This is a genomic window from Sphingobium indicum BiD32, from assembly GCF_000382885.1.
Classification (GTDB): domain Bacteria; phylum Pseudomonadota; class Alphaproteobacteria; order Sphingomonadales; family Sphingomonadaceae; genus Sphingobium; species Sphingobium japonicum_C.
In genome coordinates this window covers 1-23,875 of the sequence record NZ_CAVK010000197.1, presented here as the reverse complement: position 1 = coordinate 23,875, position 23,875 = coordinate 1, and the positions used below count along the sequence as shown (strand labels likewise).

Sequence of the window (23,875 nt, the reverse complement as noted above, 5' to 3'; positions counted from 1 at the left end):
GGCGGGGGTCAGGAGGTCATTCGGTCGGCTCTGCGCCGACGGCGTCGTTCATCGGCGATGGCATGAAGGAAATCCTGCTCCCTGACCTGTTTTCGTTTGTCGATCACCGACGCCTTGATCGCCTGGATGCAGATGCGATCCAGCTCGGCATAGGAATAGCCCGAAAGCTCTCCAATATGTGTTTGCGGGTCGAAAGCCAGCGCGACATTCTTGAACTTCATCGTGAGAAAACGCGCGATCATGCGGGTTTCGGGTGGATCGAACCAGATCACCTCATCGAAGCGTCGCCAGATAGCCGGATCAAGCGATTGATCGAGATTGGTGGCTGCGACCAGAAAACCCTTGGGCTCGATCCGGTCGATGAAGATCAGCAGACTGTTGACGACGCGCCGCAGCTCATTGTGCTCGCCCCCGTCCTCGCGGGCGCGGGCTAGCGCATCAAATTCGTCGAAGAAAAGGACCGTGGGCTGCTTGCGAGCGAACTCGAACAGCTTGCGGACATTGGTCGCGGTCTCGCCCAGATAGGAGGAGATCAGGCGGTCAAGCTTGACGATGTAGAGCGGCATGCCGAGCTCGGCTGCAAATATCTCCGCGCAGAGCGTCTTGCCGCAGCCCGGAGGGCCGCAAAACAACAGCTTGGAACGAACAGGCAAGCCGCGACGACGGACATCATCGGCCCGCCGAAACTCCCGCAGAAGATCGAGGAAAATGCGGATATTCTCACTCGACAGGATGATATCCTGCTTGTTGTGCGTCGGCTCCACCAGTTCGATGAAGTCGCCTGCGGCTTCAGGGAAAGGAATGAGCGGCGCCAGCGCCTTGGGTTTAGTCGGGCGCGATGGCGCGGCATCAAGTGAACGGCGGAGGGAGCGCGCGAGTACGCGATTGTTTTTCTTCTCTTCCTCACTGATGATCTGCTCGGCAACGGCACGGAACTCCTCATCCTTGCCGTAGCTGGCCAGCAATTTCTTCATCAGTTCACCGCGCGCCATGGGTCCGTATAAGCCTTTCCTTGTGCCGCAAGCATAGCCGGATTTCCTGAATCTGCCATGATTTCCTGCATCGGAACATGATAAATCCCGACTACGAAAGGCCGCCACGCCGGGGGAAGCGTGACGGCCTTTCCCGCATGCGGCGGGCGGTCCAAGGGTTTGTGGCTCTGCTAGCCCCGCGGATCAGCGCGAGACCGTGGCCGTGCTCGTGGCCGTGCTCGTGGCCGCACCCCGGACCGCCGACGCGCTGATACTGTTGCCGAAAAGGTAGATCCGGCTTTTCGTTGCCATCGTGCAGGCCAGACTGACGGCCAGGGCCGTAACGTGCGACGGAGGCATCTGGCCGTTCTAGACACTGAGCCTTCCGATGACAATCATGCCCCGTCTCCATCGGCCAGCCCGCTGCCGATCGGTCCCTTCCTCTGACCTCCGAAGCCTTCGCCGGCATCGGTCGCGTGGCCGTCACCGAGAGAAGATTGGCGTCGGCGCTATTGGCCGTGGCCACCATCAGCACCGCATCAAGCGACAGACCTAACGAATGATGTTTTATACATCTATATTAAAGATCATATTTGATTTTTGGCGATCTAAAATCTAGTTATAGCAGATGGTCGGTCTCCCTGCCTTTCTGACGCGCGCGATCTGCATTGCTGCCTGGTCATGACCGACGCTGCGGGCGATCTGCCAGACCTCGACATGGATCTGTTCTACGACGTCGTCTTCGCCATGGGGTTCGACCGACCTGAGCCAGGCTTCTCCCGTCAGCAGCCATCCGCGCGCGGAGGCCACATCCCCATTGCACTCGATGCGCCGTTCGGCGAGCGTGGGCCGATGCTGTTTCGCTTCGGCGACATGCTCTCGCTCCTGTTCAACTGGTCGACGGTTCAGAGTGGCATGCGTGTCAGCGATCCCGATCATCTCCTATTCGACTATACGCGGATGATGATGGCGTTCCGGCTGTTCCGTCCCGATCCTTGCCGGATCGAAATGATCGGCTTTGGCGGCGGCTCACTGGCCAAGGCCTGCTACCGCGCCTTGCCCGATTGCGACATTAGCGTGGTGGAGATCGATCCTCAGGTGATTGCGCTGCGCGAACGGTTCCGCATCCCCGATGACGACCACAGGTTCCGGGTCATCCACGCGGATGGGGTGGAGTTCGTGTCGAAAGATCCGGGCCGTCCCGACGTGCTGCTGGTTGACGGCTTCGACAGCCGTGGCCTTCCTAAAAGCCTGAGTACGGCGCAGTTTTATTCGGCCTGCCGCGCGCGCCTGAGCCCAGATGGGCTGCTCGTCGCCAACCTGTGCAACAATTTTCTGTCCTACTCCAGGCTGCTGCGTCGGATCCGTGCCGCCTTCAACGGCCAGGCGCTCTCCGTCGTCGCGGAAAATGGCGGCAATCGCATCGTGTTCGCAAGCGCCGACCCGACCTTTCCGCCTACTAGCTCGCCTTTCCAGAGCCTTCCCGATCGACTGCTCGCCGATCGCACGATCGACTACGGCGCCAAGCAGCGCCGGATCGGGCCCGCGCTGCGGCGCTGGCACGTCAAGGCGGGGGTCTGAGCCTGCCTTACGCGAATGATCGTGCCTTCTCGCTTTTCAGCCTTGCCATTTGATGTTTTATATATCACCCCGGCGCGATGATCACATCCCAACAGATGCGTGCGGCCAGAGCGATGCTCGGTATCGACCAACGCGGACTCTCCGAGATTTCCGGCGTTTCACTGCCCACGATCCAGCGTATGGAGGCCTCCGATGGGCAGGTACGCGGTGTGGTGGGCACAGTGATGAAGGTCATCAGCGCGATCGAAAGTGCCGGGATCGAACTTCTGGGTGAGAATGCACCAAGCGCAGGGCTTGGGCGAGGCGTGCGACTGCGCGAGACGCGCAGCGGCGAGGCGCCCCGCGAAAAGCTCACGCTCTTTTACGACAAGGCCCCCCTTCCCGATCCCGACTGATCGACCTCTTCGCGTTGATCGGGGGAACTGCTGGAGAGATCGAAGAACGCGGTGCGCCCAAGCCCTTTGGTCGAACGGCTAGCCTCTCTTCCGAACAAACTCCGCCCGCAGTACCAAGCCTTTGATCCCTTCGTAACGGCAGTCGATTTCCTGCGGATCGCCCGTCAGGCGGATCGACTTGATCAACGTGCCGCGCTTGAGCGTCTGGCCTGCGCCTTTGACCTCGAGATCCTTGATCAGAGTCACCTGATCGCCGTCGGCAAGCAGATTTCCAACAGCATCGCGCACTTCAATCCGCCCGGCGGAGGCTCTGCGCTCGGCCAGTTCCGAGGCAGGCATCCATTCCCCGGATTCGTCGTCATACACATATTCGTCATCACTCATCGGATTCTCCAAAGTTCAGTTGAGCCCGTCAGGCGGGCAAAAGGTCTCAGTTCGATCACGGCGGCAGGCCGGCTTTCGTGAAACCAGAATGCTAAACCAACATCGTGCCATTCCATGCGCGGTCGCGGCCATCTGAACTGTCAGCTGGATGTGCCGGCAATCCGGACCAACTTGTGGCGGGCGCCGCCGCCGCGAAGAAGTTCGAGGCTCGAGACAGGCTGCTTGAGCGCATCGGCGAGAAGACGCAACACGGCCTCATTGGCCTTGCCGTCTTCAGGCGTCGCGGTGACGCGAAGCTGAAGGACGCCATTGTCCTTGTCGGCAGGCATCTGGACAGCGTCGGCAGACGCATTGGGCGTCACCCGAATGGACAGCCGCCCTGCCTCATCGGCCAATGCGCGGATTTCATCGGGCGAAGGGAAAAGGGTCCGTCGACGCGCCATCAGTTTACTCGTCCTCCCAGCTGGCCGTTCCCACATGGGCCGCAACGCCGCAACGCCCATGCGGAACATCCGCGATTGCCATCAATGATGGGCATGCGCGGCATCGTCGCGCGACAGCCGCTCGATGACGAGAGCGATCCCCTGGCCGCCGCCGATGCACATGGTCACGAGTCCATAGCGCCCACCGATGCGTTCCAGCTCATGGAGCGCCTTGATAGTGATGATCGCGCCTGTCGCACCCACAGGATGGCCAAGGCCTATACCGCTGCCGTTCGGATTGACCTTTTCCGGCGGGAAATCGAGCAACTTGGCGACCGCGCAAGCCTGGGCGGCAAAGGCTTCGTTGGCCTCGATCACATCGATGTCATCCAGCGAAAGGCCTGCGCGCTTGAGGGCGATGGGAACGGCTTCGACCGGCCCCAGCCCCATGACCTCGGGTGCAACGCCCGCATGTCCCCAACTCACGATACGCGCGCGCGGCGTAAGGCCCCTTGCCTTGGCGGCCTCGGCCGAAGCCAGCACCAGCGCCGCGCCGCCATCGTTGATCCCGCTGGCGTTGCCGGCCGTGACCGTGCCGCTTTCCTTGCGGAACAGCGGCTTGAGATCGGCCAGCCCCGATGGCGATGTGTCTGCGCGCACATGCTCGTCAACCTTGAACAGGAAGTATCCGCCCCGACGCTTGACCTCGACGGGGACGATCTGCTCGCCGAACCGGTCTTCCTGCTGCGCCAGCGCCGCGCGCCGGTGGCTTTCCGCCGCGAGCGCGTCCTGCTGTTCGCGCGTGATGCCGTGCCGATCGGCGACGTTTTCCGCGGTCACGCCCATGTGGCCTGCGCCAAACGGGTCATTCAGGATGGCCTCCATGGCGTCGATCATGGCTTCGTCGCCCATGCGCTTGCCCCAGCGCATCGCTTTGACGACATAGGGCGACTGGCTCATGCTCTCGACACCGCCGGCGACGGCCATGTCGCATTCGCCCAACATAATCATCTGAGCGACCGAAACGATGGCCTGGACGCTCGATCCGCACAGACGGTTCAGCGTCAAAGCGGGGGTTTTGTCCGGAATGCCGGCCGCGATCGCGGAGATGCGCGACACATAGGCGTCGCGCGGTTCGCTCTGGATGACCTGGCCCATAACCACATGTCCGATATCGGTGGGTTCGATACCGGCCCGCCTGATCGCTTCGGCAATGACGATGCGCCCGAGCTCCCAAGGCGCGACATCCTTCAGGCTGCCCCCGAAATCACCGATGGCGGTACGCGCTCCGGACAGGATCACGACGTCTTTCAAGAATAATACCTTTCGACAGCAAAGGCGCCCGACCGGGCGCACGGACGGATACATGCTTTCGGCTCTCGGGAGCCGGCGGCGAAATCAGGGACGTGGGGGCTCGGGGCTTTCGAGCAAGCGAAGCGCGAGCGCCTGGGCGTTGGCGAAGTCGGCCGCGTAGAAGAGCTTGTCCGAGTGGCCACCGAGGCGGACACGCTCGAGCATGGTTTTTGGCTGTTGCTGGACACCCGAGAGCACGACCTGGGCGCCGGCAATGTGCGCCTGTTCGATGAACTCCCCGAGCGCCTGCACGCCGCTGGCATCGAGCAGGGGCACGAGGCGCATGCGCAGGATGATCACCCTGGGCGACTGGCCGACACGGCGCAGCGTATCGAGAAGTTCGCCGGCGACCCCGAAGAAGAACGGCCCGGTGATGCGAAACACCTCGACGCCTGCCGGCAAGGCATCGCGCTGGTGGACGTCCTCGGAATCGACATCGGGGTCCTGTGTGCCGCTGGCATCGACTTCGACCGTTTCGGCCATATGCGTCATGAACAGCAGCGACGCCAGCGTGACCCCGACGCCGATCGCAACGGTGAGATCGACCAGCACGGTGAGGCCGAAGGTGAGCAGCAGCACAGCCCGGTCGCTATTGGGCATACGCAGCAGGGCGATGAACCGCTCATACTCACTCATGCCCCAGGCGACCATGAACAGGATCGCCGCCAGTGCCGTCATCGGCACGAAGGCCATGAGCTTCACCCCGAACACGACGAACAGCAGCAGGAAGACCGCATGCATGATCCCGGCGACCGGGGTCTTGGCCCCGGACCGGATGTTGGTCGCCGTGCGGGCGATCGCCCCGGTAGCAGGAAGGCCGCCGAACAGGGCCGAACCAAGATTGGCGACACCCTGACCGATCAGTTCCTGATTGGAGCGATGCCGGGTTCCGGCCATGCCGTCGGCGACGACCGCGGAGAGCAGCGCCTCGATGCCGGCCAGAAAGGCGATGGTGAACGCCGAAGGCAGCACGGCGTTGAGCTTGGCGAGAGAGATCGCCGGCAGCGCAGGCATCGGCAGGCCGGCGGGAATGTCCGGAAAACGAGAACCGATCGTGTCGACCGGCAGCTTGAGCACGGCAACGGCGACCGAACTGACCACCACCGCGATCAGGAATCCGGGAAGCTTGGGCGCGAACTTGCGCAGGACGATGATGATCGCCAGCGCGCCGGCGCCGACCGCAACGGTGGCGGCATGGATGGTCGATATGGCCCCAAGATAGGCCTGCCATTTGGGAATGAAGTCGGCCGGCACCTTGTCGATAGCGAGCCCCAGAAAATCCTTCACCTGGCTCGAGGCGATGATGACCGCGATCCCGGCGGTGAACCCGGTCACAACGGGATGGGGAATATATTTGATCAGCCGTCCGAGACGGAAAACGCCGGCGGCGATCAGGATCAAGCCGGCAAGCAGGGTGGCGACGAGCAGGCCATCATAGCCGTGCTGGGCGATGACGTTGAAGATGACGACAACGAAGGCGCCGGTCGGGCCGCCGACCTGAACGCGCGACCCGCCAAGCGCGGAGATCAGGAAGCCGGCGACGACGGCCGTGACGAGCCCCTTGTCGGGCGATGCGCCGCTGGCGATGCCAAGCGCCATCGCCAGCGGCAAGGCCACGATCGCAACGGTCAGGCCGGCTATCGCGTCACGCCAGAAAGTAGCCGGCGCGTAACCCTCGCGCAGGACGGTCACCAGCTTGGGCGTGTAGGAGGCCGTCATGGTTGAGTTTCCCTGGCGACCGCCTTGTCATACAGGATCGACTGGCTGAGCCCGATGCGTTTGCCGTCAACCCTTTCGCTCAGGCGGACGCCGCGCCCGGTTGCTGTGCTCGGCGCGTTTTCCCCGATGATCTCGATGCCCGCCCCCTCGAGCGCGGTGATCACTTTCACCAGCGTATCGACCACCCCGCGCACCTGCCCATCCGAGGATTCCATGCGCTGAATGGTTGGCAGGGACAGTCCGGCGAGTTCAGCGAGCTGGCGCTGGTCGAGCCCGAGAAGGGCACGCGCGGCGCGCATTTGCTGCGATGTGATCATAATGGCCTCATGATGTTTAATACATCAAAATGTAGGATTAACAATTTAATGTGCGGTTGTATATATGCTTTATGCCATCCATTGAATCATCTTCTGCGGTCGTCAGTCCCGCAGATGCCGCGAACGCCGGGCGTTTGCCGGTGAACGGCATTGGCGTTCATCTGCGGCTTCTCCCGGCCTTGGCGGAAGATTTCAGGCCAGGGGATTTCCGGATCGTGGTGACGTTCCATCTTGCCGATGGAACTCTTGGCGAGGCCGAACTCAAACCCCATGAGGCGGCCGGTCTCATGTCGGAACTCGCCAAGGCCATCGACAGAGGCAATCATGCGGCATCGGGCATCACGCCGCGCGAAGCGCGCGAGAACCGTCATGCCTGATCGCCGCATCCGAAAGTCTTCGTCGCGCTTGCGACCGGAAACCAAAAATCATCGCGTCGGAGCCGTCGCCAGCGCGCTTCCGCAAACCGCTGACCGGGTCCGGCGTCCGAGATTGTCGCCCCGCTATGGGCCTCCCGATCCCGCCAGCGATTGAAACGTCACTCCCTCCCCCATCATCAGACCAGAGAGGCACCGACCGCATGACCATGACCCTCACCCGGCCGCAAGCCGCCATCAAACCCGGCGCCCTGCTGCATGAGAATCTCGATACGCCGCAGCTGGTGGAACGCGCCTTGCAGCGCAGCGAAGGTCTCATGTCCGAACATGGCGCCCTGGTGGTCGAGACCGGCAAGCACACCGGGCGCTCGGCGCAGGACAAGTTCATCGTTCGCGACGCCGAGACCAAGAACGATGTCTGGTGGGGGGCCTCGAACAAGCCGATGACCGGAGAAGCCTTCGAAAAGCTCCGCGAGGATTTCACCAGGCATCTCGGCACGCTGGACGAGGTGTTCGTGCAGGATCTCTTCGGCGGTTCGCAGCCTGAATATCGCGTCGGCGTGCGGATCTTCACCGAACTGGCCTGGCATTCGGCTTTCGTGCGCACCATGCTGGTGCGGCCGACCGCGGACGAGCTGCGCGACTTCCAGGCGGACTACACCATCATCGACCTGCCGAGCTTCCGGGCCGATCCCGAACGGCATGGCTGTCGTTCCAAGACGGTGATCGCCATCGACTTCATGAACAAGCTGATCCTGATCGGCGGCACCGGCTACGCCGGCGAGATGAAGAAGGCGGTCTTCACGATCCTCAACTATGTCCTGCCCAGGCAGGGCGTGATGCCCATGCATTGCTCGGCCAATATCGGCCCCGACGGCGACACCGCGATCTTCTTCGGGCTTTCGGGCACGGGCAAGACCACATTGTCCGCCGACGCCTCGCGCACGCTGATCGGCGACGACGAGCATGGTTGGTCGGACACCGCCGTCTTCAATTTCGAGGGTGGCTGCTATGCCAAGATGATCCGCCTGTCGGCTGAAGCCGAACCGGAGATCTACGCCACGACGCGGCGCTTCGGGACCATCCTCGAAAACGTCGTCATGGATCCCGAGACCCGGACGCTCGACCTTGATGATGCCTCGCTCGCCGAGAACAGCCGCGGCGCCTATCCGATCCATTTCATTCCCAATTCCTCCTCCGAGAACATGGGACCAGTGCCCAAGAACATCATCATGCTGACGGCCGACGCCTTCGGCGTGCTGCCGCCGATCGCCCATCTCACGCCCGAACAGGCGATGTACCACTTCCTGTCCGGTTACACGGCCAAGGTGGCGGGGACCGAACTGGGTGTGACCGAACCCGAAGCCACTTTCTCGACCTGCTTCGGCGCCCCGTTCATGCCGCGCCATCCCAGCGTCTATGGCAACCTGCTGCGCCGGCGCATCGCCAAGGGCGGGGTCGATTGCTGGCTGGTCAATACCGGCTGGACCGGTGGCCAGTACGGCACCGGCTCGCGGATGCCGATCAAGGTGACCCGCGCGCTGCTGGGTGCCGCGCTGTCGGGCAAACTCAAGCGGGCGGAGTTCCGGATCGACCCCAATTTCGGCTTCGCGGTGCCGATCGCGGTGGAAGGCGTCGACAGCACGATACTCGATCCGCGCGCGACATGGGCAAAGGCCGAAGACTATGATCAGGCGGCACGCGGCCTCGCCGACCGTTTCCGCCGCAATTTCACGCAATTCGTCGCGCATGTCGACGAGAGCATCCGGGCTGCCGCGCCTCCCGGGATGTTTAATGCCTGATCTTATGCGCTCTCCCTTTGACACATTTGCAGAAGAGACAAAGTCCGCCACCTCGCCTGAAGCCGGCCCGGTGACCACAGCGGTCATCCTGCCTGCTTCGGGCTGGACGGCAATCTCGCGTGGCTTGCGCGGGCGCTGTCCCCGCTGCGGCGAGGCGCGCCTGTTCGGGCGCTTTCTCAAACCCATCCCGCGCTGCGTGCGGTGCGACCAGGACTGGACGCACCAACAGGCGGATGACTTTCCCGCCTATGTCTCGATCTTCGTGACCGGGCACCTGATGGCGCCGCTGATCATCGCCCTGGCCCGCGACGCGGACCTGTCCGTATCGGCCATGGTGGCCATCGTCCTGCCGCTCGCCATCCTCCTGATGATCGGGCTCCTGCAACCGGCCAAGGGCGTCATCATCGCCGTGCAGTGGTGGTTCGGCATGCACGGCTTCCAGAAGGAGCGCCCGGGACAGAGCCCGGACGACGCCGAAGCATGACGATAGAATTACGCACGCTTGTCCCAGGCGAAGTCGGCGATGCCGCAAGGCTGTGGGACGCGTGCGGACTGACCAGGCCCTGGAACGATGCCGCGGCGGATGCCCGCAAGGCGCTCGATGGCCCCGCCTCCACGATCATCGGGGCCTTCGCCGGACCACGCCTGATTGGGACGGCGATGTGCGGATGGGACGGGCATCGCGGCTGGATCTATTATCTGGGCGTCGATGCCGATTTCCGGCGCTGGGGGATCGGCCGCAAGCTCATCGGGCACTGCGAGGAATGGCTCGGCCGGTTCGGCGCGCTCAAGGTCCAGCTCATGGTTCGCGCCGACAATGCAGATGCTGCACGTTTCTATGAAGCGATCGGCTATGATGAAGACGCATTCCGGTTCTTCTATCGCCGCATCACTCGCGAGTGTCATCGCGAGCAGCAATCCGAAGCACCCTGAACGGTCTGGCCGAGTGATGCTTCAGGCCTGCGGCCGGTGGCGTCTGGCAACCTGCGCGGCTGATCCGAGCCGGTGGTACTTTTTCAGGCAGACAATATTTGGAGTAACAGGCCTTGCCACAGAGCAGAGTCATCGCACGTTACGAAGACGCTATTGCAACAGGACAGTTGCGCCCCGACGACGCACAGCGCCAGGTCGCGCTTCGGTTCGGCAAGGCTGTCACCGATCTGGAAATGCAGGCTCAGCGGCCTGGTCTCCTGGCCCGGATTAGCCGGCGCAAACCCGAACCCGTCCGCGGCGTCTATCTCTGGGGCGGCGTGGGGCGCGGCAAGTCGATGCTCATGGATCTGTTCTTCGATTGCGTCGACATTGCCGACAAGCGGCGCGTCCATTTCCATGAGTTCATGCAGGAAGTCCATGATCGGCTCCGCGTCGAGCGCGCCAGGGAAACCGGCGACCCGATCCTGCCAGTGGCCGATGCGATTGCCAGTGAAGCCCGGCTGATCGCATTCGACGAGATGATCGTCACCAACTCGGCTGACGCCATGATCCTCTCCCGGCTGTTTACCCGGATCATCGGCACTGGCGTGACCGTTGTTGCGACATCGAACCGGCCGCCTCGCGATCTCTACAAGAACGGCCTCAACCGCGAACATTTCCTGCCGTTCATCGCGCTGCTGGAGGACCGGCTCGACGTCCTTTCGCTCGATGGTCCCACCGATTATCGCCTTCAGCGCCTGGGGGGCTTCCAGACCTGGCATGTGCCCAACGGCGATGCCGCGACCGAGGCTCTGAGCCGGTCCTTCTTCCGGCTGACCGATTTCCCGGTTGAAGACCGCGAGCATGTTCCTTCGGAGACAGTGCCGATCAAGGGCGGCCGGGAACTGTTCGTCCCCAAATCCTTGAAGGGCGTTGCGGTTTTCTCGTTCAAACGCCTGTGCGGCGAGCCGCGCGGCATTCCTGACTACATGGCCCTGGCGCATCGGTATCACACCCTCATTCTGGTCGGTATTCCTGTCCTCGACGCCAACCGGAAATCGGAGGCGACCCGGTTCAAGACCCTGATCGACACGCTCTACGAAAATGGCGTCAAGCTGCTCGCGTCGGCTGATCGTGATCCCGACACCCTCTACTGCGCATCGGACGATGCGTTCGAATTCGAGCGGACCATCTCGCGTCTCAATGAGATGGGCTCTCGCGATTATCTCGCGCGTGGCCATGGCGTGAGCACCGACACGGAGAGCCTGCCGCTGGCTCAGATCCGCCAAGGTTCCGATCGCGCCAGTGCGGCAACAGAGGATATGCCGACATGAAGCCGAAGCCCAGTTTGAAGCCCACTGTCCGCAACAGTGAATTCTACCGCCATCGGCTCGACGCCTGTCTCGCCGAGGCTCAGGCGGCCTCGCTTCCGCTGGTCAGGGAACGCTCGCTGCGCGCGGCTGCCGCCTGGAAGGACATGTATGAGAAGGCGCAGCTCTTCGAACAGCGGTCGGGTCGCTGAGACAGGCCTGACCACCATCTCTGGGTGGTCCGCCATCCGACCAGTTCCGATCCCGATCGGGCGCGGACACTTCGCGCTGCTCCTCCCATCGGCTTCCTTCAGATGACCGATGAGAGAAGGTTCGTGAATTATGATGAGTCCCGCATGCCCGTGACGTGCCGGTCCTGGATTTCTGTCCCGTTTGAGGAGGGTCCCTGTGGTAATATTTGCGATCATTCTCATCTCCCTGCTGTTGCTCGTGCTGTTTTTCGCCGTGACCGTCGCGGGAGGACGTGCCCATGACCGGCAGAATGCACGCCGCAACAGCGAGCGCCACGACAAGGACAATTCGAGAAACTGACGCTTGGTCAAGCCGCCACGCCCAGGGGCTTCACGTGGTTCGTTCGACGCGGGAACGATAAACGGCATCATGAACCACCTCCCATAATTTGAGGATCTTCCGACTGAACGGGAGTCGCCTGCGATGAAGGCGGCACCCTGCCCAAGAGCGACAGACAAAAGGCCGCCACGCCGGGGGAAGCGTGACGGCCTTTCCCGCATGCGGCGGGCGGTCCAGGGGCTTGTGGCGCCGCCCGCCGCGCGGATCAGCGCGAGACCGTGACCTTGCTCGTGGCCGCGTTCCCTACTGCCGATGCGCTGATGCTGTTGCCCGAGATGCCAATCCGGCTCGTCGAAATATCCGGCGACGTGACTGTATAGGCCGCATTGGTAACCTGGGCCGTGACAGCGCCGCTATTGGTCTGGACGCTGCTGATGCCGGACGCCGGCAAGCTGCCGAGCGAAGCCAGCGTCACCATGTTGGTGGCGCTGTTGCCATAAGCGGCCGCCGAGACGCTGTTGCCGGTCACGCCAAGGCGGCTGTCGCTGACCCCGGCGCTGCCATAGCTGACCGAGACGGTCGGGCTCGCGACATAGGCCGACACCCCACCCGCGTTCATCTGGACGTTGGACAGGAGCGCGGGCGCCATGGCGCTGTTGAGCGCGCCGGTGGTGATCGAGGCGAGGTCCGGCGTGCAGTCGTCTTCGGCCACGCCGCTTACGGCGAGCATATTGGTCGCCATATTGCCGCGGGCCATGGCCGTGGTCACATTGCCATCGACGAGGCTGGAGGCATCGGACGAGGCGTGCGCGCCGATGCCATAGGCGCTGGTCGCCTGCGCACCGACAGAGGCATAGTTCGACTGCTGGTTGAGCAGGCCGGCGCTGGCGCCGCCCTGTACCGCCGAGGTCAGTGCAAGGCTGTTGGCCGCATTGTTCGCGACGGCCTCGGCCAGCGTCTCGTTGCCGCTCGCCTCGAAGCTGGAGCGAACGAACGACACCGAGGGATCCACGGACTGACCGGTCGTCACCGCCGTCGCGCTGACGCTACCATCGGCGATCTGGTTACTGGCGAGGACATGATCGCCCATGACCTGCGAGGCATAACCGACATCCACCAGCGCTGCCGCAGGCTCCCCGCTCAGCGATCCGGCGCTAAGCGTGTCGACCCCGAGACTGTTGGTCGCATCGTTCATATGGGCCCGCACCACATTGCTGTTGTTCGACAGGAGCAGGCTGGAATCGACCGCTGCCGTGGTCACTCCAAGCTGCATGTCGGAGACGGCATCGACATTGGTATAAGCGGCCTGGGTCGAGGACAGAGCCGATCCAGGCGCCGGCTCCTCGGCACCGCCCAGCGTCGTAGCGGCAATGGTCAGGCTGTTGGCCGCGCCGTTGCCGAGCGCCGAGGCGGTCTGGCTGTTGCCGGTGACCTTGAGCGCGGAACGCACCGCGCCGTTGCCGGCGGTCGCATCGAAGTCCCCATAGGCAGAGGCCTTGACCGCGACGGGAAGCTGATAGCCACCCCGGATCTCCTGGGTATTGGCCAGGGCATAGTCCGCCGCCGCGCCGACGCCGTAATCGAGCATGCCCGCCTGCGCATTTTCATGACCGCTGGCATTGGTCAGGCTATTGGCGGTGATGGCCATGCTGTTGGCGACCTCATTCTCGGTCGCGCTGGCGGTGAGGCTGTTGTCCGAGACGGTCAGGCTGGAATCGACCACATCGCCCGCAGCGGAAAGGATCGCTCCCGCGCGATTGCCCGCAGAGCCGACAGAGGCGCTGACCACGCCCTTGCCGAGTTGAAGGCTATTGAGATCGGCCGCTGTCGCAAGGCTGTTGGCATCGAGCGACAGCCCGTTCGTCGCCACATTGCCGCTGGCTTGCGCCCCAGCGCTGTTCCCCGTGATCGTGGCGTTCGATCGAACGATGCCGGTATCGACAGTAATCAGGGTCGCCGTGTCCGTCGCCTTTGCGGTGACGCGAGCCTGATTGAGCTGATCATTCTGGACGCTGAACGGCGCGGTGACGGTCATGATTCCATCGCCGTCGACCAGCGCGGTGCCGACCGGACCTTCCCCGCCGAAGCCTTCGCCGGCATCGACCACATTGGCCGTCACCGACAGGAGGTTGCCATCGGCGCGATTGGCGGTCGCCACCGCAATCACCGCATTGTCGCGGGCATCCAGGTTCGCCTCGACCGCATCGCCGGTGATGGCGATGCTGGCTCCGCCCTTGGCGAGCCCCTTCACGGGAATGGCTGCGGCTGACTGGACATTGGTGATGTTGGCGACGGCGCCGCCATCCCAGGCATTGTTGGCGATGGCATCGGCCGACAGATCGAGACCATTGGAAGACTGGTTGCCATAACCTGCCGCGACCAGGCTGTTGTCGCCATTGGTCACGTCCGAGGCGAAGGCGGTATCACCCACCTTGACGGCGAAGCCGCCATTGGCGCTCGCCGCCACGGCGCTGCCGACCCGCTGGTCGGCCAGCACGGCATAAGCGGCATTGACCGAAGGGTCGCTGGCATTGGCCTCGACGATCGAGGGCATGCCATAGCTCGCCGCCGCATCGAGCTGGACGGCGTCGATACCCAGTGCATTGCTCGCGCTGTTGCCATAGGCGACGGACCGCTGGAGATTGTCGCGCACATCGAGATCGCTGCGCGGGGCATCGGCGACCTTGAGCGCCGCCGTGCCGCTGAAGCGGGCCGCGACGGCAGCATCCCCGCCGACCGACTGGTCACTGACCACGCCGGCACCGGTGCCGACGGCAACGCCGGTGAGCGACAGGGTATCGGCAGCATCATTGGCCAGCGCAACGGCTTCCTGGGTGTTGGTGCTGACCGCAGCGCTGCTGTCGACCAGATCGCCAAGCCGCGCGCGAATACGGGAATTGGTGGTGGTGGCGGACACGGATGCGCCATCGGTTGCCTGGCGCGTGACGATGAGGGCCGGCGATTGCCCGTCGGTGCCGTCCGATCCGGTCGCCAGCCAGGTGCCGCCGGTCGCCGCTTCGAGATCGCGCGCATCAGGCGTCAGGGCGGCGCTGGCGCTATTGGCCCTCGCGGTGGCGCTGACGGCATTGCCGGTGACGGCGACGCTCGATCCATCGACCGCGCCAGTGGTTTCGACCAGGGGATTGGTCGCAGTGGCGCTGACCGGCGACCAGTCCTTGCTTTGATCGGTCACGATGACCTGCGCGCCGGTCGCGTCGATCCCCGGCGTGGGATCAGGCGTGGCGAAAGCGGGCGTGGCCAGCGAGCCGGCAAGGGCGAGAACCGCGCCGCCCATCAGGAGGCGCTGGCGGCGGGTCGAACAGGAAGATGCAGTCTGTTTCATGGGAAAATCCTTGTCTGAAGTTGTTCGGAAAACCGGGCCTTGGCGTGTCAGGTGGGCGCCTCCTGTTCATGCGAAGGGGGAAGGAGACGATCAGCCGATCCGCAGGCGTGCGAGCCGCTGCAGGCCGGCGCCGACGCGCTGGATGGCGGGATCGGTGGGATCGGGACGCCAGACCGGTGAGATCGCCGATGCGGCGAGGCCCTGCTTGGTGAGCGCGACGGTCAAGGCCGCGATCCGGCGATCGGTCAGCGCCGCGCGCGCCTTGGGATCGAGCGTCTCACTGTCACGGGCGAGCAATGTCACGAAGACGCCGCCATGCTTGGCCGCCGCGACGATCCGGTCGATCGCCGCTTCCGCACCGCCCTGCAGGCTGTCGACACCGGTCTCGAACAGAAGCGGCACATCGACCGCCGCGCTGTCATCGCCACCGCCGGCAGGGCCGTTGAGCGCCGGACCATCGGCGGCGAGGCGCTGCCGCAACGTCGAGGTGGCCGCGATCCCCTGCACGGACGGCGCGAGTGGCACGCTCGCCGCCCAGCTTGCCTGGCTCATGCAAGGCTCGGGATCGACCCTGGCCACCGCGCCGATAAGGCGCATCGTCGCTTCCTCGAGCGCGGTGCGGATACCGAGCTGGAGCGGTTCCTGACCCTTGGCGCCGATATTGATGTCGAAGAGATTGGAGCCGAAGAAGCGGAAGATGCCGAAGCCGGTCTCATAGCCGGTGAACTGCTTGGTGAGGCTGACCGTGCGCACGACGAGCAGCGAGCGGGTATCGACGATGCGCAGATCGAGCGCGACGCTCTGGGTATAGGTTCGCGCCTTCGGGCCGACCGAATTTACGCCGGTTTCGATGCCGCCCGACCGGATGTCGTAATTAAGTTCGGTGATGCCGCCGACGATGTAATAATCGGAAGCCGCTATGCTCCCGCCGAAATAGGGCAGCCAGGGCACGACCTGCCGCCCCGACGGACCGGCAAGATCATGGACCTTGCCGTCGCCCAGTTGCCGGCGGTCAGCATAGGCCAGTTCGCGCTCGGCGATGACCGGATCGAAGCGCTCGGCGATCCGCACCGAGCCGCGCAGCTTGCCGAGCGCAGACGCCACCATGAGCGCGCCGCCCTGGGTGATCGCATTGCCTTCGTTGACCGAATATTTGCCGGTATAGTCGCGCACATCGCCGACCGCGATGACCGGCGGCTTGTTTCCACGCGATCCGAGCCAGCCCGCATAGCAGGCAAGCGCCGCGTCCATCGGCGTGCGATTGTCGCGCACCGGCGGCCCGACGACGATCGGTTCCTCGCCGATCCCGATCCGCTGCTGGGTCATGCTGGCGCAGCCGGGCAGCGCCAGGGCCAGGAGCGGCAGCGCAACCCCTCGCACGCCCACACCCCGCAGCCCCATCCTCTTCCCGGCCAGTTCCCGGCGGCCCGCCGTTGCCACGCCCATCAGTTGAGCGCTCCGAACGTGCAGCCGGTGGAGCCGGTGACGCTGGCGCTCTGGGCGCCGCTGTTCGACTGGGTGGAATTGAGCGCCTGCCAGGCGGTGCCATCGACCGCGACCGTCGTCCCGCCCGAGACCGAAGCGGAGACGAGGCCGCTGTTGCTCTGGCCCGAGCTGCTGCTCCCGGCGCCCTCGACACTGCTCGAACTGCTATTGCCCTGCGCGCCGGAGGTCGCGCCGGTGGTGGTCGGCGAATGGGCGAGCGCCGTCTGGCTGTCCACATTGCCGGTCGCAGTCGCGGTGACGCCGCAATTATACTGGCGCTCGATCGTCGTCGTGTAGGTCGGGCTCGCATAGCCGCCCGCGCGCCGCTTCTCCATGATGTCGAGGATCGCGGCTTGGTTGGCGCGGTCGGCCGAGGTGCGGAATTGCCAGGCGGCGCTTTCGCCATAATTGTTGGCGAGCGCCGGCGCTGCAAAAACGAGCGCGGAGAAAAGCGCCAGAGTGGCTCTTCCTCCTGGTGCAGAAGAGATCATGAGCATCATCCCCCGAAGGGCCGCGGCACCGTGCCGGGGCTTCGGGGGCCATCAAGAGAGCCATGAAATCAGCGGAGGCAACAGCGCGTTGCGGGCGTAAAAGACCGGCGTGGAAAGACAGGCAATGGCGTAGGAAGCAAAGAGCGGCGTGGGCGGGGCTGCGGTCTGGCCGGATCAGCAAAGCATCCTGGTCAATGGCCTCGATCTGCGCGAGTGTCTGGCGATTCGCTGCCTCAGAGCGTCACGCCGCGCCGGGCGATCGATCAGGGAGGATGGAAATATCGCGGAGCGTCCTGTGCAGGGCGCCGATATTGACGGGCTTGGACAGGATGGGGACATCCGCCAAACCACCCCCGGCATCGACGGCATCATAGCCCGAGCAAAACAGGATCGGCACGCCTCGTTCGCGCAGTTCGCGAGCTAAGGGATAAACAAGTTGCCCAGCGATATTGATGTCAAGCACGGCTGCATCAATGATCGCTGTTTGCCCCGCCAGCTTCCTCGCTGACTCCAGCGACGAGGCCGGCCCGATGATCGACCAGCCAAGATCTTCAAGCCCGGAGGAGAGTTCAAGGGCAACGAGCGCTTCATCCTCGACCACCAGCACGCACCGCGCTGAAGCGTCACTTTGCTGGCGCGCAGGCTCTGCTGCCGGGGCGCCTGCGGCGGACCGACGATTCTCGAGCGCATCGAAGCAATCGTTGAGCAATATGGTGACCCGCAAGCCCGAAGGGGCCCAGTCGAGTCTGAGGTCGCCCTGGAGCTGGTTGCGGATCACATCGTTGAGGAGCCGGCTGCCGAACCCCTTGGCGCAGGGCGGAGCCACGGGCGGCCCGCCGGTTTCGGTCCAGCTGATCGCGAGCCGCCGATCGCTTTCCATCACCCATTCAACCGCGATCTGGCCACTCGCGTGGCGAAGCGCGCCATGCTTGACGGCATTGGTGGCAAGCTCATGCATGACGAGGCTCAGAGGCTGTACGGCATTGGCCGCGAGGCGGATCGCCGGCCCGGCCACGATGCTCTGGCCGGGCCTGGTGTAGGCTGCCAGCTCATCCGCGATCGTGCGGTCAAGATCGGCGCCCTGCCAGGCGCCTTCGGAGAGGAGACTGTGTGCGCGCGCCAGGGCGGACAGTCTTCCCTTCACGGCTTGAGCATAGTCCGCGATCGTTTCAGCCCGGGTCAGAGAGACCAGGGCCTGTGCGACCGCCAGTGCGTTCTTCGCGCGATGATCGACTTCGCGGGCCAGCAGCTGACGCGCTTCTTCATTGCGTTGGCGTTCGGTGATGTCGCGCAGGATGACGGTCGCCAGATGGTCATCACCGATGCGAACGTGCGAGATCGAGGCTTCGGCAGGGAATGCCTCGCCATTGGCGCGCAGGGCATTTACCGCGCCGAGCGCACCCATGCGGCGGGTCGTCGCGCCGGCCTCGCGAAACTGGCGAATGAACTGATCGTGCGTAGAACGGAATTTCTCGGGGATGAACCGGGTAAGTGGCTGACCGAGGACTTCATCGGCAGTTATGCCGAACATGGCTTCCGCGGCCGGGTTGAACAGGACGACCCTGTGCCGCGCGTCGACGGTGATAATCGCATCCATGACGGACTCGACGATGCCTGCGAGCCTGGCTTCGGTCTCTCGTATCTTCCTGTCCATGCCGTTTGCCCCGCCTCCGCCAATGGCCTCGCTGATCCTCTCTTCGGGCCCGTCAGAACTCTCAATCTTTCAGAAAGCCGATGGCTCCGGGAAGAGCATCCATCAACGATGAACAATCAATAAAACAGACTATATTGGCTTATTGATGTTCTGCATATCATAATTGCATGAAGCGTTAATCATCCCGAGCGAAGGATGGGCCATGACCCACTTGATTCGCTGTCGCGCCGCCGCCTCGGAGATCGCCACATTGTTCGATGCAAAGCCCGATCCGGCACTTGACTGGTTACCGACCATCTGGCCGGGCGAGAAGGCGATCGTCGTGACATCGGGCGCGCGGGGACGGCACCTGCACGCGTTGCCCTGGGGCCTGCCAAGAGACCCGATCAGCCGGACGCGTGGCGATCGGCCGCGAACGACGCTGTTTGCGCGCGAGATTACGGGTAACAGCCGCGCGCCCCTTGGGCTGGACCTGCTCGAGCGTTGCCTGATTGCGGTCGAGGATGTCGCCTATCCCATTGGGGAGAAAGGTCATCGCACGCGCAGCTGGTTGGGACTTTGGGACGTGCCGATCTGCGCATGGGCGGGCCTGTGCTCGCCTGATCCGGCGACCGGCGGCTTTGCCGGCATGCTCACCGTGGCCAATGCGTGCGCGGATCCGGTCAGCCAGACGATGCCGATCCTGCTGCCGCCATCGCAATGGGACGCCTGGCTCGCGGGTGCTTCTTTGCTCGCGCTAGAGCAAGCCTATGACAATGACGCCTTCTATCTGGAGCGCACACCAGAAGTGTGGGCGTCCGGCGATGTTCCAGAAGACTGAACCGGCGGTTCAAGCCGCAGCTTATGGCTTGGTCGGCGATAGAGGATTGCGCCATCTCGTCCAGGACGGATGATCGCCAGCCATGAGAGGCTCATGCTGCGAGAGTTGATCGAGCGCCTCGTCGCAGCAGAAACCGATTTTATCCACCAGATGATTGAACGCCGGGTCGGCCGTGCTTCCCATTGCCTTGAGCGCGGCGATCTCCTCCGCCAGCATCGTCATCAATCGCATCGATCGTTGCGGCATTTTTTGGCAGCCTGTCCTTCTTGCGCGACCTGTTCCCGTGGGGACTTGTTTCGGTGTCCATGATAGGGTCGTGATGGCTGCCCGTCATCCCTTTGGACGTACCGTGCCGCCAAAATCATGCACCGTGCACGATCCGTTGCCGGATCAGGAACCGTTGCCGCGCCTACGCCTCACAAACCCCCGATCACTCATAATGAACCGCTCCACCATAGGAGCGATCAACCGTTCGACTGGCACGGGATCGGACAAGCCATTCTCAGCCGCATGAGCGCGGGCATAGTCGGCAAGCTGCCGGAACAGCGCGCCCGGGAGTTCGACCGTCAGCTTGACGGGCTTTTCCTCGAGGATCGGCCCCAGACGCAGCCGGCTCATGGCTGCGCCCCCTGAACAGGCTCGAGCACAAGATCGCGGGTGATCACCACCCGGATCGCAAACCCCGGCCGCACGGTGAGCGTCGGCGGTACATTGATCTCGCGCTGCACGACCTGCCGCCCGGTCTGGTTGATCGTGTCCTGCATGCCGTAGCGCAGCGCACGGGTGAGTTCATCATCGCCTTGGGCCACGAGCTGCGTGCCGGCGCCGAGCAGGGTCGAGACCATCGCGGCCTTGAGCATATTGCCCCAATGATAGTTCACCTTGTCCTGAAGGCCCGACATGCCCGCGGCATCGGCGCCAGGCTGGCGGTCGAGCAGGATCGAGCGGCCACCGGGCAGGATCAGCCTATCCCAGGCCAGCAGCACGCGGTTCTGCCCGGCCGAGACCTCGCTGTCATAGTCCCCGATCAGCCGCGAGCCTTGCGGGATCAGCAGGATGCGCCCCGTCGCGCTGTCATAGACATTCTGCGTCACCTGGGCGGTGATCTGGCCCGGCAGATCCGAACGGATCCCGGTGATCAGCGCGGCCGGAATGACGCTGCCCGCCTGCACCATGTAGGCCGAGGCCGGCGCCATGATCCGCTCATTGCTGACGACGGCGCGATTGCCTCCATTCTGGAGGAAAGCCCGTTTCGCGGCCTGGCCGGTCGGTTGGGCAGCCGGCGCCGCGCCAGCACCATCGCCCGCTGAGACCGCGCGGGCCGTCTGCGCACCATCGCCAGCGTTCGCGGCAGAAGCAGAGCGCGCGCCTTCAGCGCCAAGGAACAGCTTGCTGGCTCTCGCCGATTCCCGCTCCTGCATCACGCGCTGGCGAGCCTGCTCGGCGGCGGCGAGACGCGGATCGGGCTGTCCCGCGGCCGGCCCCATCGGCGGCACCGGCACGCTCTGCCCATTCTGCTGCGCTGACAATATCGGCCGTCCGAGATCGCCCGGCATAGGCTGGCCGAGTTTCGGCACCTTGTCGTAGCTCGCCGGCGCGGCGGTCACGACATCGGCCTTGTTGCGGCTGTCGGTATCGACGAGATTGACTGCGGGGGCATGATGGACCGGGCGCAGCGCATAGAGCAGCGAGCCGCCGATCCCGATCCCGGCGACCATGCCGATGACGGCAAGGGCCTTGCGCGACAGGCGCGTGACGCGCGGCGGTGGCCCCGCAAGCCGAAAGGCGCCGGGATTGGCGGGCTGCGCTACGGTCGCCTCCCGCGCCATCTCACCCGGTCCTTCTTCCCGTTCCGGCCGGTTCATGACGCCCTCCGCGCAGGGGCGTCCTGCCGCTCGATCGTGACTCGCTGCTCACCCTTGCGGGTGGCGAGCCGCAGTTCGGCCGCATCGAACAGCCGGTCGACGATCATGTAGCGGCCGGAGACGCGGTAGTTGACGAGTTCGGCATTGCCGTCGGCGCCGCGCACGAAGAGCGGCGGCATGTCCCCGGTGGCGACGCCATCGGGAAACTCGATCATCACCTGGCGCCCGTCGTCGAAGACATGGGCGGGCCGCCAGGACGGTTTGTCGCCGGACAGGCGGTAACGGAAATTGAGCCGCTCCATATCGATGCCCGAGGCGACCGGCGCGCCGCGTTCGCGCTCGGCATTGGCGCGCCGCAGCGCGATGAGCTGGTCGGCGGGATAGGTCCAGGAGACCGAAGCCATGTAGGTCGAGGCGGTCGCGCGCAGTTCGAGATGATAGGTGCGCCGATCGGTGTTGATGACGAGGTTGGTGCCGATGTCGGCGCGGGTCGGCTTGACCAGGATATGCACGCGCTTTGCCGATCCGGCCCCGCTCACGGTGTCGCCGATGATCCAGCGCACGGTGTCGCCGGCCGCGACCGGTCCCGATCCCACCAGCTCCTCGCCGTCCTGAAGGGCGATGTCGGTGACCTGACCGGGCGCGGTATAGACCTGGTAAAGGGCGCCATCGGCATAGGGATATTGCTGGATCGCGTTGAAATAGCCGCCCTTGCTCGGCTGCACGCGCGCGGCCGCATTAGCGGCGGTGACGCGCGTTCGCGGATCGGCGGGTTCACGGGCGCTGGCGGAGGATTCGAGGGGCTTCAATTGGCCGGGAAGCGGGAGCGGCGTCGGTACGCTGACAACCTCTACCGCCCGGCGCGGTTCGGGCGCCGGGGTGGCCGCGACCATCGGCGCGGGCGGCGCCCTGCGGCTTTTTGCCTCGGCGGCGGCACCCAGGGACAGCAGCGAGACGGAAGCGAGCAGGCAGAGCAGCGCACCGGAGCGCGCCCTCGCGGGAGACAGGCAGATCATGGGTTGAGTTCCTTCGACCAGTTGAGATTGGCGACAAAGACCCCGAGCGGGTTCTTCTGGAGGGCCTGGGGATCGCGCGGGGTCTGGACGGCGACGGTCAGGATCGCAGACCAACGCGCGGTTTCGGCAAGGGCGCCATCGACATAGCGGCGTTCGGTCCAGGCCACGCGGAAGCTGTCGTTCGAGGCGCGGATGACGCTCGACACCTCGACCGAGACCTGGATCTTGCCCAGCTGTGCGAACGGGTCATTGGCGCGGGCATAATCGTTGAGGAACAGGGCGCCCTTGTCGGTGGCGAAGTCATAGGCGCGCAGCCAGTTCTGCCGCAGCACGATCCCGTCGGCGGGGATCGAGCGGACATTCTCGATGAAGCGGGCAAGATGGAACGCGATCTGCGGGTCGGTGGGGCGATAGTCCGCCGTGGCGGGCGCGACCTCGCGCGCCTCGCCGAGCTTGTCGACCTCGACCACCCAGGGAATGATCGTGCCGCGCGCCGATTGCCAGACGAGGCCGCCGGCCAGACCGCCGGAGAGCGCCAGGCAGCCAAAGAAGGCGAGCCGCCAGTTCTTCGCCTGGACGCGCGCGGAGCCGATGCGGTCGTCCCAGACCTGCGCCGCGCGCTGATAGGGGGTGACGGGGTCGGGCGATTGCCCGTAACGGATCGATGGTCGCTTGAACATTGCGTGTCAGTCCTTCTGCGAGAGGTCGGGACCGGCGCCGCCGCCATGGCTGTCGCCGCCCTTCAGGGTATGAGCGGCCATGGTGGCGCCCTGGGTGATCGCCTGCCGGCGCTTCATCGCCGCAGCCCAGGCGGGCGGCGCGGCCGCGGCGGATCCGGTGCCGGATGCGGCGGCGGAAGCCTGCGCCCCCGCACCGGCGGCGGCGCCTGAAGCTGCGCTTCGGCCATCGGCATAGCTTTGCTTGAGGCTTTGCGCGGCGCGGCGCAGCGGCGAGACCACCGCGCCGCCGCTACTCTTGCCGACATTGGCGAGGCCTGCGCCGACCGCCGCCGCGCCCGATCGTCCGGCCGCGCCAGCGCTATAGGCACCCGAAGCAGCGCCAGCCGTGCGGGCCATGCCTGTGGCGGCGCTGCCTGCCATGCCCATCGCGGCGCCACCGGCGAGGCGGGC

General features: G+C 64.7%; 25 protein-coding genes and 1 pseudogene. 9 read left to right on the top strand and 17 right to left on the bottom strand.

Annotated elements, in window-relative coordinates:
- Positions 1–8: 8 nt before the first annotated feature.
- On the bottom strand, positions 9–1,100 hold the full coding sequence (locus tag EBBID32_RS18490; RefSeq protein WP_231382249.1) for an AAA family ATPase: 1,092 nt from the start codon (positions 1,098–1,100) through the stop codon (positions 9–11).
- 552 nt (positions 1,101–1,652) lie between these two features.
- Here EBBID32_RS18490 and EBBID32_RS18485 point away from each other — a divergent pair.
- Positions 1,653–2,552, top strand: coding sequence for a fused MFS/spermidine synthase (locus EBBID32_RS18485; protein WP_037491791.1), 900 nt, complete (start codon positions 1,653–1,655; stop codon positions 2,550–2,552).
- Between the two features lie 77 nt (positions 2,553–2,629).
- Positions 2,630–2,947, top strand: a complete 318-nt coding sequence (locus EBBID32_RS18480; protein ID WP_037491789.1) for a helix-turn-helix domain-containing protein — start codon at positions 2,630–2,632, stop codon at positions 2,945–2,947.
- Between the two features lie 78 nt (positions 2,948–3,025).
- On the opposite strand, the gene EBBID32_RS18475 is transcribed toward EBBID32_RS18480, so the two are convergent.
- The 6 genes from EBBID32_RS18475 to EBBID32_RS24260 form a co-directional block, all read right to left on the bottom strand.
- Entirely contained in the window at positions 3,026–3,331 is a 306-nt protein-coding gene (locus tag EBBID32_RS18475) for an alkylphosphonate utilization protein (RefSeq protein ID WP_006963513.1), read from the bottom strand.
- Positions 3,332–3,471: 140 nt separating this feature from the next.
- On the bottom strand, positions 3,472–3,774 hold the full coding sequence (locus EBBID32_RS18470; protein WP_006963512.1) for a DUF167 domain-containing protein: 303 nt from the start codon (positions 3,772–3,774) through the stop codon (positions 3,472–3,474).
- A gap of 81 nt (positions 3,775–3,855) precedes the next feature.
- A complete protein-coding gene (bktB, locus tag EBBID32_RS18465) occupies positions 3,856–5,067 on the bottom strand; it encodes a beta-ketothiolase BktB (protein WP_037491786.1) in 1,212 nt (403 codons plus the stop codon).
- 84 nt (positions 5,068–5,151) lie between these two features.
- Positions 5,152–6,798 carry a SulP family inorganic anion transporter gene (locus tag EBBID32_RS18460; protein ID WP_231382248.1) on the bottom strand — a complete coding sequence of 549 codons (1,647 nt, stop codon included), beginning with the start codon at positions 6,796–6,798 and terminating at the stop codon, positions 5,152–5,154.
- 23 nt (positions 6,799–6,821) lie between these two features.
- Positions 6,822–7,142, bottom strand: a complete 321-nt coding sequence (locus EBBID32_RS18455) for a helix-turn-helix domain-containing protein (RefSeq protein ID WP_006963508.1) — start codon at positions 7,140–7,142, stop codon at positions 6,822–6,824.
- Positions 7,143–7,228: 86 nt separating this feature from the next.
- Positions 7,229–7,513, bottom strand: a complete 285-nt coding sequence (locus EBBID32_RS24260; protein WP_130753352.1) for a hypothetical protein — start codon at positions 7,511–7,513, stop codon at positions 7,229–7,231.
- A 206-nt stretch (positions 7,514–7,719) separates the two neighbouring features.
- On the opposite strand from EBBID32_RS24260, the gene EBBID32_RS18445 reads away from it, so the two are divergent.
- From EBBID32_RS18445 to EBBID32_RS24255, 6 genes are all read left to right on the top strand, one after another.
- On the top strand, positions 7,720–9,318 hold the full coding sequence (locus tag EBBID32_RS18445; RefSeq protein WP_006963506.1) for a phosphoenolpyruvate carboxykinase: 1,599 nt from the start codon (positions 7,720–7,722) through the stop codon (positions 9,316–9,318).
- 70 nt (positions 9,319–9,388) lie between these two features.
- On the top strand, positions 9,389–9,802 hold the full coding sequence (locus EBBID32_RS18440; RefSeq protein ID WP_006963505.1) for a DUF983 domain-containing protein: 414 nt from the start codon (positions 9,389–9,391) through the stop codon (positions 9,800–9,802).
- A complete protein-coding gene (locus EBBID32_RS18435; RefSeq protein WP_006963504.1) occupies positions 9,799–10,251 on the top strand; it encodes a GNAT family acetyltransferase in 453 nt (150 codons plus the stop codon). The genes EBBID32_RS18440 and EBBID32_RS18435 overlap by 4 nt, the downstream gene beginning before the upstream one ends.
- 113 nt (positions 10,252–10,364) lie before the next feature.
- Positions 10,365–11,564, top strand: coding sequence for a cell division protein ZapE (zapE, locus tag EBBID32_RS18430; protein ID WP_081628127.1), 1,200 nt, complete (start codon positions 10,365–10,367; stop codon positions 11,562–11,564).
- Complete coding sequence (locus EBBID32_RS18425) at positions 11,561–11,752, top strand: hypothetical protein (protein ID WP_006963496.1); 192 nt, start codon at positions 11,561–11,563, stop codon at positions 11,750–11,752. Before zapE ends, EBBID32_RS18425 begins: the two co-directional genes overlap by 4 nt.
- Positions 11,753–11,948: 196 nt before the next feature.
- Entirely contained in the window at positions 11,949–12,092 is a 144-nt protein-coding gene (locus EBBID32_RS24255) for a hypothetical protein (RefSeq protein WP_006963491.1), read from the top strand.
- A gap of 244 nt (positions 12,093–12,336) precedes the next feature.
- Here the strand turns inward: EBBID32_RS24255 and EBBID32_RS18420 are convergent, their stop codons facing one another.
- The 4 genes from EBBID32_RS18420 to EBBID32_RS18405 all read right to left on the bottom strand — a co-directional run bounded on the left by EBBID32_RS18420 (position 12,337) and on the right by EBBID32_RS18405 (position 19,044).
- Entirely contained in the window at positions 12,337–15,414 is a 3,078-nt protein-coding gene (locus EBBID32_RS18420; RefSeq protein ID WP_006963489.1) for a beta strand repeat-containing protein, read from the bottom strand.
- A gap of 90 nt (positions 15,415–15,504) precedes the next feature.
- Positions 15,505–16,860 carry a CsgG/HfaB family protein gene (locus EBBID32_RS18415; RefSeq protein ID WP_006963488.1) on the bottom strand — a complete coding sequence of 452 codons (1,356 nt, stop codon included), beginning with the start codon at positions 16,858–16,860 and terminating at the stop codon, positions 15,505–15,507.
- Positions 16,860–17,390 carry a hypothetical protein gene (locus EBBID32_RS18410; protein WP_006963487.1) on the bottom strand — a complete coding sequence of 177 codons (531 nt, stop codon included), beginning with the start codon at positions 17,388–17,390 and terminating at the stop codon, positions 16,860–16,862. Before EBBID32_RS18410 ends, EBBID32_RS18415 begins: the two co-directional genes overlap by 1 nt.
- 241 nt (positions 17,391–17,631) lie before the next feature.
- Complete coding sequence (locus EBBID32_RS18405; protein ID WP_006963486.1) at positions 17,632–19,044, bottom strand: PAS domain S-box protein; 1,413 nt, start codon at positions 19,042–19,044, stop codon at positions 17,632–17,634.
- A gap of 202 nt (positions 19,045–19,246) precedes the next feature.
- On the opposite strand from EBBID32_RS18405, the gene EBBID32_RS18400 reads away from it, so the two are divergent.
- On the top strand, positions 19,247–19,864 hold the full coding sequence (locus tag EBBID32_RS18400; protein WP_006963484.1) for a hypothetical protein: 618 nt from the start codon (positions 19,247–19,249) through the stop codon (positions 19,862–19,864).
- Between the two features lie 21 nt (positions 19,865–19,885).
- Here EBBID32_RS18400 and EBBID32_RS18395 read toward each other — a convergent pair whose 3' ends face one another.
- The 6 genes and pseudogenes from EBBID32_RS18395 to EBBID32_RS24650 form a co-directional block, all read right to left on the bottom strand.
- Entirely contained in the window at positions 19,886–20,086 is a 201-nt protein-coding gene (locus EBBID32_RS18395) for a hypothetical protein (RefSeq protein WP_130753350.1), read from the bottom strand.
- Between the two features lie 168 nt (positions 20,087–20,254).
- Entirely contained in the window at positions 20,255–20,482 is a 228-nt protein-coding gene (locus tag EBBID32_RS18390) for a DUF2274 domain-containing protein (RefSeq protein ID WP_037491780.1), read from the bottom strand.
- On the bottom strand, positions 20,479–21,729 hold the full coding sequence (locus tag EBBID32_RS18385) for a TrbI/VirB10 family protein (RefSeq protein ID WP_006963480.1): 1,251 nt from the start codon (positions 21,727–21,729) through the stop codon (positions 20,479–20,481). The genes EBBID32_RS18390 and EBBID32_RS18385 overlap by 4 nt, the downstream gene beginning before the upstream one ends.
- Positions 21,726–22,745 (bottom strand): P-type conjugative transfer protein TrbG, encoded by a 1,020-nt coding sequence (gene trbG / locus EBBID32_RS18380; RefSeq protein ID WP_006963479.1) that lies wholly within the window; start codon positions 22,743–22,745, stop codon positions 21,726–21,728. Before trbG ends, EBBID32_RS18385 begins: the two co-directional genes overlap by 4 nt.
- Positions 22,742–23,425 (bottom strand): conjugal transfer protein TrbF, encoded by a 684-nt coding sequence (gene trbF / locus EBBID32_RS18375; RefSeq protein ID WP_006963476.1) that lies wholly within the window; start codon positions 23,423–23,425, stop codon positions 22,742–22,744. Before trbF ends, trbG begins: the two co-directional genes overlap by 4 nt.
- A gap of 6 nt (positions 23,426–23,431) precedes the next feature.
- Positions 23,432–23,875, bottom strand: a pseudogene (locus EBBID32_RS24650) (P-type conjugative transfer protein TrbL); the annotation flags it as partial.

Bases quoted from the DNA above. Each gene is read 5' to 3' on its own strand.
- EBBID32_RS18485 (WP_037491791.1), top strand. From the start codon at position 1,653: ATGACCGACGCTGCGGGCGATCTGCCAGACCTCGACATGGATCTGTTC.
- EBBID32_RS18480 (WP_037491789.1), top strand. From the start codon at position 2,630: ATGATCACATCCCAACAGATGCGTGCGGCCAGAGCGATGCTCGGTATC.
- EBBID32_RS18475 (WP_006963513.1), bottom strand. From the start codon at position 3,331: ATGAGTGATGACGAATATGTGTATGACGACGAATCCGGGGAATGGATG.
- EBBID32_RS18470 (WP_006963512.1), bottom strand. From the start codon at position 3,774: ATGGCGCGTCGACGGACCCTTTTCCCTTCGCCCGATGAAATCCGCGCA.
- EBBID32_RS18455 (WP_006963508.1), bottom strand. From the start codon at position 7,142: ATGATCACATCGCAGCAAATGCGCGCCGCGCGTGCCCTTCTCGGGCTC.
- EBBID32_RS24260 (WP_130753352.1), bottom strand. From the start codon at position 7,513: ATGACGGTTCTCGCGCGCTTCGCGCGGCGTGATGCCCGATGCCGCATG.
- EBBID32_RS18445 (WP_006963506.1), top strand. From the start codon at position 7,720: ATGACCATGACCCTCACCCGGCCGCAAGCCGCCATCAAACCCGGCGCC.
- EBBID32_RS18435 (WP_006963504.1), top strand. From the start codon at position 9,799: ATGACGATAGAATTACGCACGCTTGTCCCAGGCGAAGTCGGCGATGCC.
- EBBID32_RS18425 (WP_006963496.1), top strand. From the start codon at position 11,561: ATGAAGCCGAAGCCCAGTTTGAAGCCCACTGTCCGCAACAGTGAATTC.
- EBBID32_RS18420 (WP_006963489.1), bottom strand. From the start codon at position 15,414: ATGAAACAGACTGCATCTTCCTGTTCGACCCGCCGCCAGCGCCTCCTG.
- EBBID32_RS18415 (WP_006963488.1), bottom strand. From the start codon at position 16,860: ATGGGCGTGGCAACGGCGGGCCGCCGGGAACTGGCCGGGAAGAGGATG.
- EBBID32_RS18410 (WP_006963487.1), bottom strand. From the start codon at position 17,390: ATGATCTCTTCTGCACCAGGAGGAAGAGCCACTCTGGCGCTTTTCTCC.
- EBBID32_RS18405 (WP_006963486.1), bottom strand. From the start codon at position 19,044: ATGGACAGGAAGATACGAGAGACCGAAGCCAGGCTCGCAGGCATCGTC.
- EBBID32_RS18400 (WP_006963484.1), top strand. From the start codon at position 19,247: ATGACCCACTTGATTCGCTGTCGCGCCGCCGCCTCGGAGATCGCCACA.
- EBBID32_RS18395 (WP_130753350.1), bottom strand. From the start codon at position 20,086: ATGACGATGCTGGCGGAGGAGATCGCCGCGCTCAAGGCAATGGGAAGC.
- EBBID32_RS18390 (WP_037491780.1), bottom strand. From the start codon at position 20,482: ATGAGCCGGCTGCGTCTGGGGCCGATCCTCGAGGAAAAGCCCGTCAAG.
- EBBID32_RS18385 (WP_006963480.1), bottom strand. From the start codon at position 21,729: ATGAACCGGCCGGAACGGGAAGAAGGACCGGGTGAGATGGCGCGGGAG.
- trbG (WP_006963479.1), bottom strand. From the start codon at position 22,745: ATGATCTGCCTGTCTCCCGCGAGGGCGCGCTCCGGTGCGCTGCTCTGC.
- trbF (WP_006963476.1), bottom strand. From the start codon at position 23,425: ATGTTCAAGCGACCATCGATCCGTTACGGGCAATCGCCCGACCCCGTC.